16 protein-coding genes are annotated in these 15,009 nt (G+C 61.8%); 7 read left to right on the top strand and 9 right to left on the bottom strand.

Annotated features, from left to right (window positions below; genetic code table 11):
- The first annotated feature begins 127 nt into the window (after positions 1-127).
- From lysM to IPP03_11625, 7 genes are all read left to right on the top strand, one after another.
- On the top strand, positions 128-601 hold the full coding sequence (gene lysM, locus IPP03_11655; protein ID MBL0353272.1) for a peptidoglycan-binding protein LysM: 474 nt from the start codon (positions 128-130) through the stop codon (positions 599-601).
- A gap of 54 nt (positions 602-655) precedes the next feature.
- Positions 656-1,258 carry a guanylate kinase gene (gmk, locus tag IPP03_11650; GenBank protein MBL0353271.1) on the top strand — a complete coding sequence of 201 codons (603 nt, stop codon included), beginning with the start codon at positions 656-658 and terminating at the stop codon, positions 1,256-1,258.
- A gap of 19 nt (positions 1,259-1,277) precedes the next feature.
- Complete coding sequence (locus IPP03_11645) at positions 1,278-1,484, top strand: DNA-directed RNA polymerase subunit omega (GenBank protein ID MBL0353270.1); 207 nt, start codon at positions 1,278-1,280, stop codon at positions 1,482-1,484.
- 21 nt (positions 1,485-1,505) lie between these two features.
- Positions 1,506-3,659, top strand: a complete 2,154-nt coding sequence (locus IPP03_11640) for a bifunctional (p)ppGpp synthetase/guanosine-3',5'-bis(diphosphate) 3'-pyrophosphohydrolase (GenBank protein MBL0353269.1) — start codon at positions 1,506-1,508, stop codon at positions 3,657-3,659.
- Positions 3,656-4,909, top strand: coding sequence for a D-amino acid dehydrogenase (locus tag IPP03_11635; GenBank protein MBL0353268.1), 1,254 nt, complete (start codon positions 3,656-3,658; stop codon positions 4,907-4,909). Before IPP03_11640 ends, IPP03_11635 begins: the two co-directional genes overlap by 4 nt.
- Positions 4,903-5,664 carry a TatD family hydrolase gene (locus IPP03_11630; GenBank protein ID MBL0353267.1) on the top strand — a complete coding sequence of 254 codons (762 nt, stop codon included), beginning with the start codon at positions 4,903-4,905 and terminating at the stop codon, positions 5,662-5,664. The genes IPP03_11635 and IPP03_11630 overlap by 7 nt, the downstream gene beginning before the upstream one ends.
- A 181-nt stretch (positions 5,665-5,845) precedes the next feature.
- Positions 5,846-6,043, top strand: coding sequence for a hypothetical protein (locus IPP03_11625; protein ID MBL0353266.1), 198 nt, complete (start codon positions 5,846-5,848; stop codon positions 6,041-6,043).
- 327 nt (positions 6,044-6,370) lie between these two features.
- Here IPP03_11625 and rpoH read toward each other — a convergent pair whose 3' ends face one another.
- The 9 genes from rpoH to IPP03_11580 form a co-directional block, all read right to left on the bottom strand.
- Positions 6,371-7,231, bottom strand: a complete 861-nt coding sequence (rpoH, locus tag IPP03_11620; GenBank protein ID MBL0353265.1) for an RNA polymerase sigma factor RpoH — start codon at positions 7,229-7,231, stop codon at positions 6,371-6,373.
- Positions 7,228-7,548 (bottom strand): hypothetical protein, encoded by a 321-nt coding sequence (locus IPP03_11615; GenBank protein ID MBL0353264.1) that lies wholly within the window; start codon positions 7,546-7,548, stop codon positions 7,228-7,230. The genes rpoH and IPP03_11615 overlap by 4 nt, the downstream gene beginning before the upstream one ends.
- 101 nt (positions 7,549-7,649) lie before the next feature.
- Positions 7,650-9,044: an IS1380 family transposase gene (locus IPP03_11610; protein ID MBL0353263.1), complete on the bottom strand. Its 1,395-nt coding sequence runs from the start codon at positions 9,042-9,044 to the stop codon at positions 7,650-7,652.
- A gap of 121 nt (positions 9,045-9,165) precedes the next feature.
- Positions 9,166-10,662, bottom strand: coding sequence for an NYN domain-containing protein (locus IPP03_11605; GenBank protein ID MBL0353262.1), 1,497 nt, complete (start codon positions 10,660-10,662; stop codon positions 9,166-9,168).
- Positions 10,659-10,973: a transposase gene (locus tag IPP03_11600; protein MBL0353261.1), complete on the bottom strand. Its 315-nt coding sequence runs from the start codon at positions 10,971-10,973 to the stop codon at positions 10,659-10,661. Before IPP03_11600 ends, IPP03_11605 begins: the two co-directional genes overlap by 4 nt.
- A 142-nt stretch (positions 10,974-11,115) precedes the next feature.
- Positions 11,116-11,955, bottom strand: coding sequence for a c-type cytochrome biogenesis protein CcmI (gene ccmI / locus IPP03_11595; protein MBL0353260.1), 840 nt, complete (start codon positions 11,953-11,955; stop codon positions 11,116-11,118).
- Complete coding sequence (locus IPP03_11590) at positions 11,952-12,437, bottom strand: cytochrome c-type biogenesis protein CcmH (protein ID MBL0353259.1); 486 nt, start codon at positions 12,435-12,437, stop codon at positions 11,952-11,954. The genes ccmI and IPP03_11590 overlap by 4 nt, the downstream gene beginning before the upstream one ends.
- Complete coding sequence (locus IPP03_11585; GenBank protein MBL0353258.1) at positions 12,434-13,018, bottom strand: DsbE family thiol:disulfide interchange protein; 585 nt, start codon at positions 13,016-13,018, stop codon at positions 12,434-12,436. Before IPP03_11585 ends, IPP03_11590 begins: the two co-directional genes overlap by 4 nt.
- The gene (locus IPP03_11580) at positions 13,015-15,009 is read right to left on the bottom strand and encodes a heme lyase CcmF/NrfE family subunit (protein ID MBL0353257.1); all 1,995 of its coding nucleotides are present in this window, start codon (positions 15,007-15,009) and stop codon (positions 13,015-13,017) included. The genes IPP03_11585 and IPP03_11580 overlap by 4 nt, the downstream gene beginning before the upstream one ends.

Here is a 15,009-nt window from a genome sequence, read left to right as displayed (position 1 = left end):
CGGATTCGCAGGACCGGTCCGGTCGGCCAGGACGAAATGCTGTATTGTCTTGACCTGCGAGCGACTGGCGTCTAGGGTATGTTCCTGTTGCGGCGGCAGGTGCCGGCGGACTTCTAAGGAGACCAAAATGGGATTGTTAACTTTTATCAAGGAAGCGGGAGAGAAACTGTTCGGCCACAAAGAAGCGGAACAGGCAGATTCTCCGGAAGAAAAAACCCGCCTCAACCAGGCTGCCGCGCAGGCGATCTTTGACCACATCAACAGCCTCGGCCTCAAATGGAGCAACCTGATGGTGAACTTCATGAGCGGCCAGGTTTCGATCTCGGGTTCGACGCCGGATCAGGAAAACCGCGAGAAGATCATCCTGGCTGCCGGCAACGTGCAGGGCGTCGATAACGTCGAGGATCATCTGACGGTCGAAACGCCGGCGGCCGAGGCGCGTTTCTACACCGTGGTGAGTGGCGATACGCTGTCGAAGATCGCCGCAGAACAGTATGGCAGCGCTTCCAAGTATCCGGTGATCTTTGAGGCCAACAAGCCGATGCTGAAGGATCCGAACAAGATCTATCCGGGACAGAACCTGCGCATTCCGCCGCTCTGAGGCGGGCAGGCCACGGCGTCACTGCCGTGGTCTCCGACACACTGGAAAGCCTAAATGGCGGGAAACCTCTACGTTGTCGCGGCGCCTTCCGGTGCCGGCAAGACCACGCTGGTTCGCCTGTTGCTCGAACAGGAAGCGGGCGTGCAATTGTCCGTTTCCTTCACGACCCGCCGACCACGGCCGGGAGAGCAAAATGGCTGCGACTATCATTTTGTCGATACTGCCGCTTTCCAGGCGATGATCGCGCGCCAGGAGTTTCTTGAGTGGGCCGAAGTGCATGGAAATTTTTACGGCACTTCGAAGAAATGGATCATCGAACGACTGGCACCCGATCATGATGTTCTGCTCGAGATCGACTGGCAGGGGGCGCAACAGGTGCGCTCGGCGTTTCCCGGGGCAATCGGAATTTTCATCCTGCCGCCGTCGATGGAGGATCTGACGCGGCGCCTGACCGAGCGGGCCACCGACAGCACCGATGTAATCGCGCGCCGGCTTGCGACGGCGCGGGCCGAGATGCGCCATGTCGAAGAATTCGACTATGTTATTATCAACGACAGTCTCGAACAGGCGCTGGTTGATCTGCGTGCCGTGGTACGCGCTTCACGCCTGACCTTGGCGGCTCAGCGTGCGCGGCACGCCGGCCTTTTTGCACAATGAACAGATTCCGAGGTTTTGGATGGCCCGCGTAACAAGTGATGATTGCCTCAAGAAGATTCCCAACCGCTTCCAGATGACGCTGGCGGCAACCTATCGGGCACGCCAGATCGCCAACGGCGCAACGCCGATGGTTCCGGCCGACCGCGATAAGCCGACGGTCATTGCGCTGCGCGAGCTGGCGCTCGGCAAGTTTGGCCTGGAAGTGCTCAACCGCGGACAGGCCTGAGGTCGGGGGCGGTGAAGGCTGATGGACCCGACCCCGTCATCTCACCCGCCCGCAAGCGAGGATCCTGCCTACCAGGTCTTCCTCGATAGTCTCGATTATCTTTCCCTTGGAGACATAAAGCGCATCAAGGAGGCGTATGCCTTCTCGGCGGACGCCCATGCCGACCAGACGCGCATGTCGGGCGAGCCCTACATCACGCATCCGCTGGCGGTCGCCGGCGCCCTGGTCGAATGGCGCATGGATTGCGCAGCCATCACCGCCGCGCTCCTGCATGACGTTCTCGAAGACACGACGATAAACAAGCACGAACTCGCCGACAAGTTCGGGCGCGAGGTTGCAGATCTCGTCGACGGTCTGTCGAAGCTCGACCGGATGGAGTTCGCATCCTACCAGGAGGCGCAGGCGGAGAATTTCCGCAAGATGCTGATGGCGATGGCACGCGACCTGCGCGTCGTGCTGATAAAGCTTGCCGACCGCCAGCACAACCTGCAGACCATGGCCGGGATGCGCCCCGACAAGCGCCGGCGGATCGCCATCGAGACCCTCGACATATACGCGCCGATTGCCCTGCGCCTGGGATTGAACAAGCTCTACCGCGAAATGCAGGATCTGTCGTTCCAGTTGATTTATCCGTATCGAGCGAAGATTTTGTCCAAGGCACTGCGGGCGGCGCGCGGCAACCGCAAGAAATTGCTTTCGAGAATCCAGGACGGGATCACCGGCAAGTTGGCCGAGGTTGGTCTGCACGCCGAGGTGTTCGGTCGTGAGAAGAGCCTGTTTTCGATCTATCGCAAGATGCGCGAGAAGTGCGTTTCCTTCTCACAGGTGCTGGATCTTTACGGCTTCCGCGTCATCGTGGACGACGTGTCTTCGTGCTACCTGGCACTCGGGGCGCTACACAGCCTGTTCAAGCCGCTTTCCGGCAAGTTCAAGGATTACATCGCGATTCCCAAGGGCAACGGCTACCAGTCGTTGCACACGACGCTGATCGGTCCCTATGGCACGCCGGTCGAGGTGCAGATCCGCACCGAGGAAATGCATCACGTCGCGCAGGACGGGGTGGCGGCGCACTGGCTCTACAAGGATAGCGAGGATGGCGGCAGCGACCTGCACATCAGGACGCACAAATGGTTGCAGTCGCTTCTCGAAATGCAGAGCAGCGATTCCGGCGAGTTCTTCGAGAACGTCAAGATCGACCTCTTTCCTGACGAAGTTTACGTATTCACCCCCAAAGGCAAGATCATGGCCATGCCGCGCGGCGCGACTGTCATCGACTTCGCCTACAACGTGCACACTTATATCGGCCATCATTGCACGGCGGCGCGCATCAATCAGGATACCGTCCCGCTACGCACCGAGCTGCGCAACGGCGACGTGGTCGAGATCATCACGTCGCCGCACGCCACACCGAATCGGGCCTGGCTGAACTATGTCAAGACCGGCCGCGCGCGTGGCAAGATCCGCCACTTCCTGCGCACCGTCCAGATTGAGGAATCATCGCAACTTGGCGAGCGGCTGCTGCGCCAGGAACTGCTGACCCTCGGGTTCGTGCCGCTCTCGATCCCGGCCGAAGCCTGGGATCACCTGGTCAAGAGCTGCGGCAAGAAGACACTCGACGATTTGTACACCGACATCGGCCTTGGCAAGCGACTCCCGTCTGTCCTCGCGCGCCGGCTGCTGGCGCGCGAGGACCTGTCCGCCAATTCGCCAAGCGACGTGGCGCTCGCCATCCACGGAACCGAAGGTATGGCGGTCCAGCTGGCGCGCTGCTGCCAGCCGATCCCCGGCGATCCGATCATCGGCTCGATCAAGAAGGGCAGCGGCCTGGTGATCCACACTAAGGACTGCCCGGCCATCCGCAAGTCGCGTTCGAGCGAGCCGCATCAATGGATCAATGTCGAATGGGAGCCGGAAGAGGGCAAGCTGTTCGACATCTGCATCAGTGTCGAGGTCAGGAACAAGCGCGGTGTTCTCGCCCAGGTGGCGGCGGCCATCGCTGACGCTGGCTCCAACATCGAGCACGTGGCCATGGATCCCGACCCCGAGGGTCTCCTGACGATGCTCAGCTTCACCATCCAGGTGGCCCACCGGGTCCACCTGGCGACTGTGATGCGCAGCTTGCGCCAGATCCCGGAAGTCACCCGGATCTCACGCGAACGCAGAGGCGAGGGTTGAGGGTTCTCGTTCTGGGTGCCGGCGTCGTCGGCACGACCAGCGCCTGGTATCTGGCAGACTCGGGGCACGAGGTCGTGGTCGTTGACCGCCAGCCGGTGGCTGGCAACGAAACCAGTTTCGCCAACGGCGGCCAGATTTCCGTTTCGCATGCCGAACCTTGGGCCAATCCGCATGTGCTGCCACAGGTCATCAGGTGGCTGGGCCACGAGGATGCGCCGCTGCTCTGGCGCTGGCGGGCGGACCCGGCGCAACTCATGTGGGGCCTGCATTTCCTGAGCGAGTGCCGGCCCGCGCGCACCCGACGCAACATCGCCGCGATCGTCGCGCTGGCGCTCTACAGTCGCGGCTGCCTGCAGGCCTTGCGCCACGAACTCGGGCTTGAATACGACCATCTCGAGCGCGGAATTCTTCACCTGTACACCGACCCGCGGGCCTTTGCCCGGGCCATGGACGCCGCCCGCACCATGCACGAATTCGGACTCGATCACGAACCGGTCAGTACCGAGCGTTGCGTCGAGATCGAGCCGGCGCTGGCCGGCGCCCGCCGGCAACTGGCCGGTGGCCACTACACGCCATCCGACGAGTCAGGCGATGCGCACAAGTTCACTCGGGCGCTGGCTGAGCGTGCCGCCGCGCGCGGCGTCGAATTTCGCCTCGATTCGACGGTCGACCGCATCACCGCCAGCGGCGGCCGCATCGCGGGCGTCATGGTCAGGGGTCCGGAGGGCAGTCGACTGTTGATTGCCGACGCCTACGTCGTCGCCCTCGGCAGTTACACACCCTTGCTCCTTCGGCCACTCGGGGTGAGTCTGCCGGTCATTCCGGCCAAAGGCTATTCGGCGACCGTGCCATTGTCCGCCACGGCAGTGGCGCCGACCGTCAGCCTGACCGACGACGAGCACCGCCTGGTTTTTTCACGGCTCGGCAATCGCCTGCGGATTGCCGGCACGGCGGAATTCAACGGTTACAACCTCGACCTCAACCCGGTGCGCTGTACCGCGCTACTGCAACGCACCCGCCAGTTTTTTCCGGCCCTCGAAGCGGCCGGCGAGCCGCAATTCTGGTGCGGCCTACGCCCGTCGACGCCATCGAATGTGCCATGCATCGGCCGCACTCGCTATCCCGACCTGTGGCTCAACACCGGCCACGGCACCCTCGGCTGGACCATGGCCTGCGGCTCGGCCGCCGCCCTCGCCGATATGATGAGCGATCGGCGCCCGGCGCCGGACTTTCCCTTCCTCGGATGCTGATCGACACCCACTGCCACCTCGACGCGGCTGAATTCGATTCCGATCGTGACGCGGTACATGCGGCAGCGCTGGCCGCCGGGGTCGAGCGCATCGTCGTGCCGGCGGTTGCGGTCGACGGCTTCCGTAAGGTCAAAACCAGCGTCGAACGTTACGCGGGCTGTGCCGCGGCCTACGGCATCCATCCGCTCTACGTGATACAGGCGAAAGAATCCGACCTGGCCGCGCTGCGCGACTGGCTGGAACGCGGGCAGCCGGTGGCCGTCGGCGAGATCGGCCTCGACTTCCACGTGACCGACAGCGACCCGGCGCGCCAAGAGTTCTATTTTGTCGAGCAACTGAAACTCGCACGCGAGTACGGCCTCCCGGTGCTGCTGCACGTCCGGCGGGCGATTGACCAGATTCTGAAACACCTGCGGCGAATCCAGGTCACCGGCGGCATAGCTCATGCCTTCAATGGCAGCCGCCAGCAGGCGGACGAATTCATCAGGCTCGGCTTCAAGCTTGGGTTCGGCGGTGCCATGACCTTTCCCGGGTCGACCCGCATCCGCAAGCTGGCAGCCGAACTGCCGCTGGCAGCGATCGTCCTCGAAACCGATGCGCCGGACATTCCGCCGGAGTGGCTGGGCGGTGGCCGCAATTCACCCGCCGAGTTGCCGCGCATCGCCAGCGTCCTGGCGAACCTGCGCTCGCTCCCCGTCGACGAGGTTGCCGCCCAGTGCGCAGCGGCGGCGCGCGCTGTGCTGCCACGCCTCTGAATTTCAGCGGCTTTTCGAGGCGCAAGCCTGCGAATTGACACCCACTTGATCCAGGCCAAGCATTCGTCAACACTGATGGAGCAAGGTACCAGTCGATAGGGCAAACCGAGGAAACGACAATCAGGCGGGCGGGATTGGGCTAGCCGACCGCGTTGCTGGAGATCCTGAAGCGGATATGAAGATGGCAGACGGAAAATTCTCGAAGGAGGCGGCCAACCGGCGCCAGTTTCTCTTCGATACCGCGAGGATAGCCTGCGGTGTCGGCATGCTCGGCCTTGGTCTCGGACTGTATGCCAAGCGGTCGAAAGCGCTCTTGGTGCTGACTCGCATGTTCGCTCTTGCGTCCAACCGAAGACAGACCTCAACCAAGGCCGGCTGATGATAACCGATGCCGTCGGCTGGTTGCGCGACCGTCTGGGCATCAAGGGCAGCGTGCATCTCTCGCCTGATCTCTTCGTGAGGAATCGCGGCTGCTGCGGTCGACTCTGCCCGGACGCTGGGGCCCGGTTCGCGTTTCCACGCCGCGGCGTTCCGAGCGCAACGACTTCATGGACTGCGTCGACGTCTGCTCGAAAGACGTTTTCGCCTTCGGACCACGCTTCAACAACACGCCCTCTACCGATCCACTAGGGCGGCCGGCCGACTGATCGCTGCTGCCGGCAAGAAAATGGGGAGCCGCAGCTCCCCTTGCTGATGGCCGATGGTCTCAGGCCGCGGCTAGCACACCGCGCATTTTCTGCAGCGCCTTGACCTCGATCTGACGAATGCGTTCGGCCGAGACAGAAAATTCGGCTGCCAGATCATGCAATGTCGCGCCTTCGCCGTCGTGCAGCCAGCGCGCCTCGATGATGCGTCGGCTGCGCGCATCGAGCTCTCGCAGCGCCTCATGTAGACCTTCATTCTGGAGCCGGGCGAGCGCCTTGTTCTCGAGCATGCGAGCCGGTTCGTAGCGCGAATCGGCGAGGTAATCGATCGGTGCGAAGGCCTCGTCGCCATCGTCCGCATTGCTTTCGAGCGCGAGATCGCGACCGGTCAGGCGGGTCTCCATCTCGATGACTTCTTGCTGCTTGACGCCGAGCCGTGCGGCGACCTCGGTCGCCTGCGTACCGGACAGCGTATCAACGCCTTCATAGTCATTCTTCAGACTGCGCAGGTTGAAGAACAGCTTGCGCTGCGCCTTGGTCGTCGCGACCTTCACCATGCGCCAGTTCTTCAGGATGTATTCGTGGATTTCGGCTTTGATCCAGTGCATGGCAAACGAAACAAGGCGCACGCCGCGCGTCGAGTCGAAGCGCTTGACGGCTTTCATCAGGCCGATATTGCCTTCCTGTATCAGGTCGGCATGTGGCAGGCCGTAGCCGAGATAGCCGCGGGCGATCGAAATGACGAGGCGGAGGTGCGAAAGAACGAGCTGACGCGCCGCTTCAACGTCGCCGTCATTGCAGAAGCGCTCGGCCAGCCGTATTTCCTTGGCCTCGGAGAGCATCGGATAGCGATTCGCTGCCTGGATATAGGCATCAATGCTGCCGACGGTCGAGACGGTTGGGAAAGTCAGTGCATGAGTCATAGCGTTTTGATCTCCTTTAACATTGGCTTGTATTTTAGCACTCGCAACCTGAGAGTGCTAAGTCCCCGGAAAGGTTCCGGGGCGTTGATATTGTTCCAAGCAATTAAAGGCGCAAACTGGTCATTAAGGTCGAAAAATTCCGCGCCTCGATTTGCCTCAAGTGCAAAATTTGGACAAACTGTTTCTTTGCCCGGATGTTTCATAAACCCGCCGTGCGATGTCAATGTCGTGCCATTCCAGCCGTGATGCGAGTCAGCTTGCTGCGAATTTTGCTGCCAACCCGCCACGATCGGCCAAATACCCCAACTTTTGGGCATCACACCCTGCCGCCATCGATCCCTGGACAGAGCGCTGGCGAGACCTGACCTCCGCTCAAGCGGATTCGAGTCGGTAGCATGAGACGGCGTCGCCGAGTCGATCAGGCCGGTGCCGGCGGGCGCGGGACGAGGTAAAGCAACTCGGTCACCCGCGCCAGCACCCCCTTCATCGGACACGACGTAGGCAAGGACAGCTTGATCCGATCCTTGTACTGCACCACGCGCACCGCCAACTTAAAGAGTTTCAGGATAATCGACAGCGGTTGCGCCTTGGCCAGTTCCGTATGCACCAGCGTGTTCTCGCGCAAGCCGTGAATCAACCCATACGCCGCACACGAATAGAACAGCCGCAGGTGATTGGCGAGGAAGGCATGATCGGAGGTCCGGTCACTGGCCAAGTCGTTCTTCACCGCCTTGATGAAGTTCTCGTCCTGCCCTCGAGCACAGTACAGCTCTTTGTAAAGCACATCAGGCGTCGGGTCGGACAGCGAGGTCACCACGTACCGCGGGTTGTCACCCAAGGCCATCACCTCGGCCTTGACCACCACGCGGTAAGCCTTGGGCCACGAGCCCGCCTGATACTCGATATCGTCGTACAGTCGTGTCGCCGCAGGCTCGGCGTTCCCCAGGCGCTGGGCGTTGGCGCTGTGTGTCTGGTGCAGCGCACGGGCTTTCTTCAGCAGCGGCTCGGCCTTGGGCGAGAGCACCGGGTTGCCGGCCAGGCCGAAGAGGAAGTCCAGATGCGGATCGGACGCGCACAAGGCCATCAGTTCGGGATTCGCGAAGTGGCCATCCCCGCGCAGAATGATGTGGGTCTCGGGCCAAGCCTGGCGGAGCAAGCGCAGCACGCGCTTGATGATGGCCGCGTTCTCCTTGCCAGTCGGGCGTTTGCCCGGACGCAGGACGGCAGTAATGAACTTCCCGGAAAGTCCTTCGAAGAGAAACAGCGGCAGGTAGCAGTGATTCCCGTAGTGGGGGTTATAGAACGCCAGTTCCTGCTGCCCGTGAGTGGCATCCTCCGAGTGATCCATATCGAGCACGATCACGGCAGGCGCCTGGGCGTAGCTGGCGATGAAGGCGTCGACGAAGCTTTTGGCCAGGCGGTAAATGTCTTTGCGCGATACGCTGTTTTCGAGCCGGGAGAGCGTGGGGCCGGAGGCCAGGTCATTTCCCTCGCCCAGCGGGGCACGACCGACCGCCAGTTTGAACAGCGGATCGCGCCGCAGCGTGTTGGCGTCATTACCGTCGGCGTAGCCGCTGGCGGTCTGGAATATCCGCTGACGAAGCAGGTCGGCCAGCGGATGGTCAATGTACGAGGCGTGGCGTTTGTCGTGAATCGCGCTGACCAGGCGGGGAATCAGGCCGATTTGCAGGTCGATGCCACGCAACAGGAGTGCGCCAAAGTCGGAGGACATCGCCCCGCCGTCAAACTCTGCCCGGATCGTAAATCCGGCGCTGGCGGGAAAGCGAAGCTGGGTTGGGATAGAATGGTCCATGGGCGGTCTCGTTTAGGCTTCTTACAAAGCGTTATTGGCGTAACCCCTATTATATCAATGGGTTAAACGAGATTCGCCTGCTTTTATGAAAAATTCGGGTTTGGTAAATGAGTAAGTAAGGCTAGTTGCTACCAATCCAGTCCTTGATCGCCTTGTCCATCGCCCCATCAAGGACGATCTGTTCTCTCAGGCAAAGTGAGCGGATATTGTCGCCAAGCTTTTGAGCAAGTCTCGAACCGTCATTCGCCCCCTCCTCAAATACATGGCCGCGCATGACCAAACCCCGCAGCACATGATTGACGTCGGCGCGGCTGACCGGCAATCCTGATTCCTTGCAGCGGTCACGCACGCGCTTTCCAGTTTCCATCAGATGGAATGGGAATTCGGCGACGTCTTTGGCAATCAACGCAATCAGATTCCGATATTTTTCCGGCGTCAGAAGCGGCACATCGGTTACTTCGTGGATCTGCTTGGCGATGTTGTAGAGGTTCTTGTCGGCCCAGTCGGCGGCGATGCTCGGTTGCTGAGCCGACTTGGCGGCTGGCCTGGATGGGTCGTAGGCGATGCCGCCAGAGCAGTTCCAGTTGAACTCGATGGGTTTGACGTCCAGGGATTCGACAAACTTGCGGAAAGTGCTTTTGCCTGCCCAGTCGGCGGCAAGAGTGCTGTCGAGGCCGATCAGCACAGCAGCCAGTCGGCCACAGGGTACCGGTTGACCCGCCTTGGCAACTTCGGTCCTGATGGCCTCGGCTACCGGGTTCAAGGGGTTGGCTACTTTGCCGTTACCCACTTCCGCGATTTGAGTTGATGGCGGGACATGCCGCTTCGAGTCACGAATCGTGCCCCCGCCTTCCCAACTGACGACCAGCGGCGCGAGCTGCAGCGATTCGATTAGCGCCCGGAAGCTGCCGAAGCCGGCCCAGGCGGAGGCATCCAGTCCATCAATTTCTTTCAGCAACAACGAAGCGACCTTGGCGAGTGACAAAGGCACGGCGGCTTCGCGAACCGATTGCTGGATCAATTGCAGCGCAATCGGGGCACATTCGCCTTGCGATGGGCTAGACAAGATCGGCTCCCTTGGTGGAGGCGCGACGGTTTCGTCGAAAGTCAGCGCGTTGCGCACGAAATCGTCCTGATCGATTAATAAGTCGGCGGAGGCGCGATAGGCAGCCGAAGGGAAGCCAATGGCGAGTACCGTCGTGCGCCGGTCCCAGCGGCGCAGCTTGCGCAGTACAGGCGTGAAGTCGGCATCAGCCGAAAAGACGATGAATTCGTCGTAACGGGTTTCGTGTTGCAGCAGGTCGACGATATCCAGAACCATGTGGATATCGGTACTCGTCTTGCCTTCGCTGGTCAGCGCCGGACAGTCAATGATCTCGAAGCCTGCCAGGTTGAACGAAGGACGGAAACGCTGGTAGGCCTGCGGATTCAGGTAACAGCGGCGAACCAGTACGCGCCTCTTGGCTCCCCGTGTGGCCGGCTCGGGAATTTCCAGTGACTTGATCAACCAGTTCATCCAGACCGTCGGGTTGCGGGCGAACTGGTCGGCCGTTTCCTGATCGAGACGGCGCAGGCCGGAATAGACGTTGTCGAAATCAACGAAGAGGGCGCTTTTCATGACAAGCTCGCAATAGGAGGTGACTTCATTCCGTTAGTTATTCCCGCAGCAGCGATGCGCTTCAGTGCCTCGGCGGCGATGGGCGAACCCTGCGCCTGATGATTTTCGAAGAACTTGCACCGGGCATGGGCCCTGCAGGCAGCTTCAAGAATGATGCCATCCCAGGCGTACAAGGCACCGAAGCCGGCAAAGGCATCTGCCTGGAGAATCTCCTGAAAGGATTTCAGGTGGTCTTGAGGATGTCCGCCCTGGCGATTCGGTGAGTAGGCAACCGATCGCCGGTGCGCTGGCATCGCCCACCAACCGATCATCGCGGACAGGCAATCAGCGCAGCGCGTGCAGCGGTCGATGAAGTCACTCTTTGGGAGAGACCAAGGCGACCGGATTTCGACCTGCGGGCGTGGTCGGCCGCGCAGGAAGCCGCGGTGGCTGGCATCGACAATCGCCGTTGACCTATTGCCTCTGCTTCATCTTGTCGATGCCGCCGCGCAGCATCTGGTCGATTTCCGAGCCGGGTTCGACTTGCGGCAGCAAGGCTTCCCAGTAAGCGATGCCTTTCTTGTTGTCGCCAGCTTCCATGGCGGCGGCGCCAGCCAGGAACAAAGCGTGCGGATATTGCGGATCGATTTTCAGGGCGCGCTCGATCAGTGCGCTCGGCTTGCCCTTGAGGCCCTTGCCGCTGGCCATGGCGATGGTCTCCGCGTAGCTGGACAGCAGTTCGGGGTCATCGACGAGCGCCTTCTCGGCCTTGGCGTAGGCGTCGACCGCCTCGTCGTAGCGGCCCATCGTCTTGTAGGAGCGGGCCAGCATCAGCCAGCCTTTCAGGTCGTCCGGATTGGCCTTCACTTTCTCGGCCAGGCGGGCGACCATTTCGTTGATTTTCTCGGCGGTCATCTGTTGCGGTGCTGCGGTTTCTGCCGGATCGAGCGCCTTCGGGTTGCCGAGCATCCCATAGCCGAGCACGGCAAGAATGGGCAGCGCCAGCAGGGCGGCGATAGCCATCTTGCGGCTCGGGCCGTGAATTCCTTGGGCCGCATCGCCGGCATCCGGCTCGACGTCTTCGAGCAACCGGCGCTGAAGTTCGCGTCGAGCCTGTTCGAAGTCGCCCTCGGCCAGTGTTCCTTCAGTCTTTTCGCGTTCCAGTTCGGCCAGTTGGTCACGGAAAATGGCCAGATTGGCCTGCTTGCGATCTGCTTTTTCCATGGGCGAGCGCAGACCGAACCAGAGCGGCGGCAAAATGAAGGCTGCGGCCACCACGATCAGCAGGGTGGCGTAAATGGCAAACTGGGTCATTTGTTGTCGAGTTCCTTGAGGAGCGCTTCGGCGCGGCTGCTCTCATCGGCGGAGAGCGGCTGGTCAGCGGCCATGCGCTTGGCGCGTCGGCGCAGATAGCGCTGCAGGATGAACAGACCGAGCAGCATCAGGGCGATCGGGCCGCCCCAGAGCAGAAGCGTGATGCCCTTGAATGGCGGCCGGTAGAGCACGAAATCGCCATAACGGACGACCATGAAGTCGATGATGTCCTTGTCGCTCTTGCCGCTGGCGATCATGCCGCGGATTTCGCGGCGCAGGTCCTGTGCCAGTTCGGCGTTGGAATCGGCGATGGTCTGGTTCTGGCAGACCAGGCAGCGCAACTCTTCGGATAGCGCTTGCAGGCGCTTCTCGGCAACCGGGTCGGCAGCGACGGCGGCTTCGTTAATCTCAGAAGCCAACGTTGCGGTCGACGCGAAAAAAGCGGCAAAAACGCAGGCCAGGATCAGGGCGCGAGCGCTCATTTGTTCAACTCCGCGAGCAGCGGCATGATTTTCTTGTCGAGGACATCCGGCGAGATCGGGCCGGTGTGCTTCATGCGGATGACGCCGGCCTTGTCGATGACGTAAGTTTCCGGCACGCCATAGACGCCGTAATCGATGCCGACCCGGCCGTCGAGGTCCATGACGGTCAACTTGTACGGGTCGCCGTGCTGGCTGAGCCAGGTATTGGCGCGCTGGAAGGCGAGCTTCTTCTCATCGTCGGCCGACATCTTGCTCATGTCGTAACCGCCGTCGCCGCGCACCTCCTTGTAGTTCAAACCGATCAGCGGCACGTCAGACCTTTTCGAGAATTCGACCAGCACCGGATGTTCCTGGCGACAGGATACGCACCATGACGACCAGACATTGAGCAGCCAGACCTTGCCTTGCATATCCTTGGGAGCAAGCGTTTTGTCCGGCGTCGCCAGGATCTGCAGATTGAAGGCCGGGGCCGGCTTGCCGACCAGCGGCGACGGCACGTCACGCGGGTTCAGGTTGAGGCCGACGGCGAGCAGTGCGACGAGGGCAGCGAAGGCGCCGAGTATCCAGTAGTAACGGTTCATGCTTGTTGGGTTCCGGGCGGAATTTTGACGGCGGATGCGGCGCGTGCCTTGACGCGGTAACGGCGGTCGAGCATGGCCAGCAGGCCACCGAGCGCCATCAGTATGCAACCGCCCCAGATCCAGTCGACGAAGGGCTTGTAGTAGACGCGTACCGCCCACTCGCCTTCCGGCTTGTCGCGGTCGATCGGCTCGCCGAGCGAGACATAGACATCACGCAGGAAGCCGGCATCGATTGCGGCCTCGGTCATCGGCATCGTCGATGAATGATAGTTGCGTTTCTCGGGATTCATTTTGCGCACGAACTTGCCGTTGACCGCAAGATCGAATTCGCCCTGCGCAGCCAGGTAGTTCGGGCCTTCGACGGCCTTCACTCCCTGGAAGGTGAAGTGATAGCCGGAGACGTCGACACTCTCGCCGGGCGCCATCTTGACATCTCTCTCTTCCTGGAAACTGCTGACCATGGTGACGCCGACGACGAACACGGCGATACCGATATGGGCCAGGTGCATGCCGAAGAAATGGCGCGGCTGGCGGACGGCGGCAGCCAGGAAGGAGCGACCGCCGCGCGTGTGCTGGACGCGTTCGATGAAATTGAGAGCAGCGGTACAGACGATCCACGTCGCCAGCAACAGGCCGAGCGCGGTCAACGCCGACCAGGTGCCGTAAAGCAGCGGCAGCGCAATGGCGACGACGACGGCCGGGACGATCGCCCAGCGCACGGCACGGGCGATCTCGGCGAGCGAGGCTTCCTTCCAGCGGGCGAAGGGGGCGATGCCCATCAGGAACAGGACCGGCGTCATGAGCGGTGCGAAGACGGCGTTGAAATACGGTGGTCCAACCGAAATCTTGCCGACGCCGAGGGCGTCGATGAGCAAGGGGTAGAGCGTGCCGAGCAGAACCGTGGCAGCCGCGACGACCAGCAGTACGTTGTTGGTGAGCAGCAGGGATTCGCGGGAAACCAGATTGAAGCGCCCGCCGAGGCCGACCTTGGGCGCTCGCCAGGCGAACAGCGCCAGCGAACTGCCGATGACCGCGACCAGGAAGACCAGGATGAAGATCCCGCGCCGCGGGTCGGTGGCGAAGGCATGCACCGAGGTCAGCACCCCGGAACGGACCAGGAAGGTGCCGAGCAGCGACAGTGAGAAGGCCGAGATCGCCAGCAATACCGTCCAGTTCTTGAAGCTGCCGCGCTTTTCGGTCACCGCCAGGCTATGGATCAGTGCCGTACCGACCAGCCAGGGCATGAATGATGCATTTTCAACCGGATCCCAGAACCACCAGCCGCCCCAGCCCAGCTCGTAATAGGCCCACCACGAGCCCATGGCGATGCCGAGCGTTAGGAAGCACCAGGCGGCCATCGTCCACGGCCGCGACCAGCGCGCCCAGGCCGCGTCAAGGCGACCGGAAAGCAGCGCTGCGATGGCGAAGGCGAAGGCTACCGAGAAGCCGACATAGCCCATGTAAAGCAGCGGCGGGTGAATGACCAGACCGGGGTCCTGCAGCAGCGGATTCAGGTCCTTGCCCTCGGCGGCGCCCGGCAGCAGGCGCTCGAAGGGGTTGGAGGTAATCAGGATGAAGAGCAGGAAACCGAAGGCGACCAGTCCGAGGGTGCCAAGAACACGGGCGACCATCGCCTCCGGCAATTGCCGCGACAGCAGGGCGACGGCAAACGCCCACCACGACAGCATCAGCATCCACAGCAGCAGCGAACCTTCGTGGCCGCCCCAGACCGCCGCGACGCGGTACTGGATCGGCAGCAGCGAATTGGAGTGCTGGGCGACGTAGACCACCGAAAAATCGCTGACGACGAAGGCCTGTGTCAGGCAGGCGAAGGAAAAGGTGATCAGCAATGCCATCGCGTTTGCGGCCGGGCGGGCGACGGCAATCCAGGCCATGCGGTTGCGATGGGCGCCGATCAGTGGCAGCGTGCCGAGAACCAGCGCGACCAGCGCGGAAAGGATCAGGGCGAAATGACCAATTTCAGGAATCAT

It is taken from the genome of Candidatus Dechloromonas phosphoritropha, from assembly GCA_016722705.1.
In the GTDB taxonomy this organism is placed as follows: Bacteria; Pseudomonadota; Gammaproteobacteria; order Burkholderiales; family Rhodocyclaceae; genus Azonexus; species Azonexus phosphoritrophus.
The sequence above is the reverse complement of the archived record's forward strand: the minus strand, read 5'-3'. Positions and strand labels throughout refer to the sequence as shown.

Excerpts from the sequence above, each read along its gene's own strand:
- lysM (MBL0353272.1), top strand. The coding sequence starts at position 128 with ATGGGATTGTTAACTTTTATCAAGGAAGCGGGAGAGAAACTGTTCGGC.
- gmk (MBL0353271.1), top strand. The coding sequence starts at position 656 with ATGGCGGGAAACCTCTACGTTGTCGCGGCGCCTTCCGGTGCCGGCAAG.
- IPP03_11645 (MBL0353270.1), top strand. The coding sequence starts at position 1,278 with ATGGCCCGCGTAACAAGTGATGATTGCCTCAAGAAGATTCCCAACCGC.
- IPP03_11640 (MBL0353269.1), top strand. The coding sequence starts at position 1,506 with ATGGACCCGACCCCGTCATCTCACCCGCCCGCAAGCGAGGATCCTGCC.
- IPP03_11630 (MBL0353267.1), top strand. The coding sequence starts at position 4,903 with ATGCTGATCGACACCCACTGCCACCTCGACGCGGCTGAATTCGATTCC.
- IPP03_11625 (MBL0353266.1), top strand. The coding sequence starts at position 5,846 with ATGGCAGACGGAAAATTCTCGAAGGAGGCGGCCAACCGGCGCCAGTTT.
- rpoH (MBL0353265.1), bottom strand. The coding sequence starts at position 7,231 with ATGACTCATGCACTGACTTTCCCAACCGTCTCGACCGTCGGCAGCATT.
- IPP03_11615 (MBL0353264.1), bottom strand. The coding sequence starts at position 7,548 with ATGCCCAAAAGTTGGGGTATTTGGCCGATCGTGGCGGGTTGGCAGCAA.
- IPP03_11610 (MBL0353263.1), bottom strand. The coding sequence starts at position 9,044 with ATGGACCATTCTATCCCAACCCAGCTTCGCTTTCCCGCCAGCGCCGGA.
- IPP03_11605 (MBL0353262.1), bottom strand. The coding sequence starts at position 10,662 with ATGAAAAGCGCCCTCTTCGTTGATTTCGACAACGTCTATTCCGGCCTG.
- IPP03_11600 (MBL0353261.1), bottom strand. The coding sequence starts at position 10,973 with ATGATCGGTTGGTGGGCGATGCCAGCGCACCGGCGATCGGTTGCCTAC.
- ccmI (MBL0353260.1), bottom strand. The coding sequence starts at position 11,955 with ATGACCCAGTTTGCCATTTACGCCACCCTGCTGATCGTGGTGGCCGCA.
- IPP03_11590 (MBL0353259.1), bottom strand. The coding sequence starts at position 12,437 with ATGAGCGCTCGCGCCCTGATCCTGGCCTGCGTTTTTGCCGCTTTTTTC.
- IPP03_11585 (MBL0353258.1), bottom strand. The coding sequence starts at position 13,018 with ATGAACCGTTACTACTGGATACTCGGCGCCTTCGCTGCCCTCGTCGCA.
- IPP03_11580 (MBL0353257.1), bottom strand. The coding sequence starts at position 15,009 with ATGATTCCTGAAATTGGTCATTTCGCCCTGATCCTTTCCGCGCTGGTC.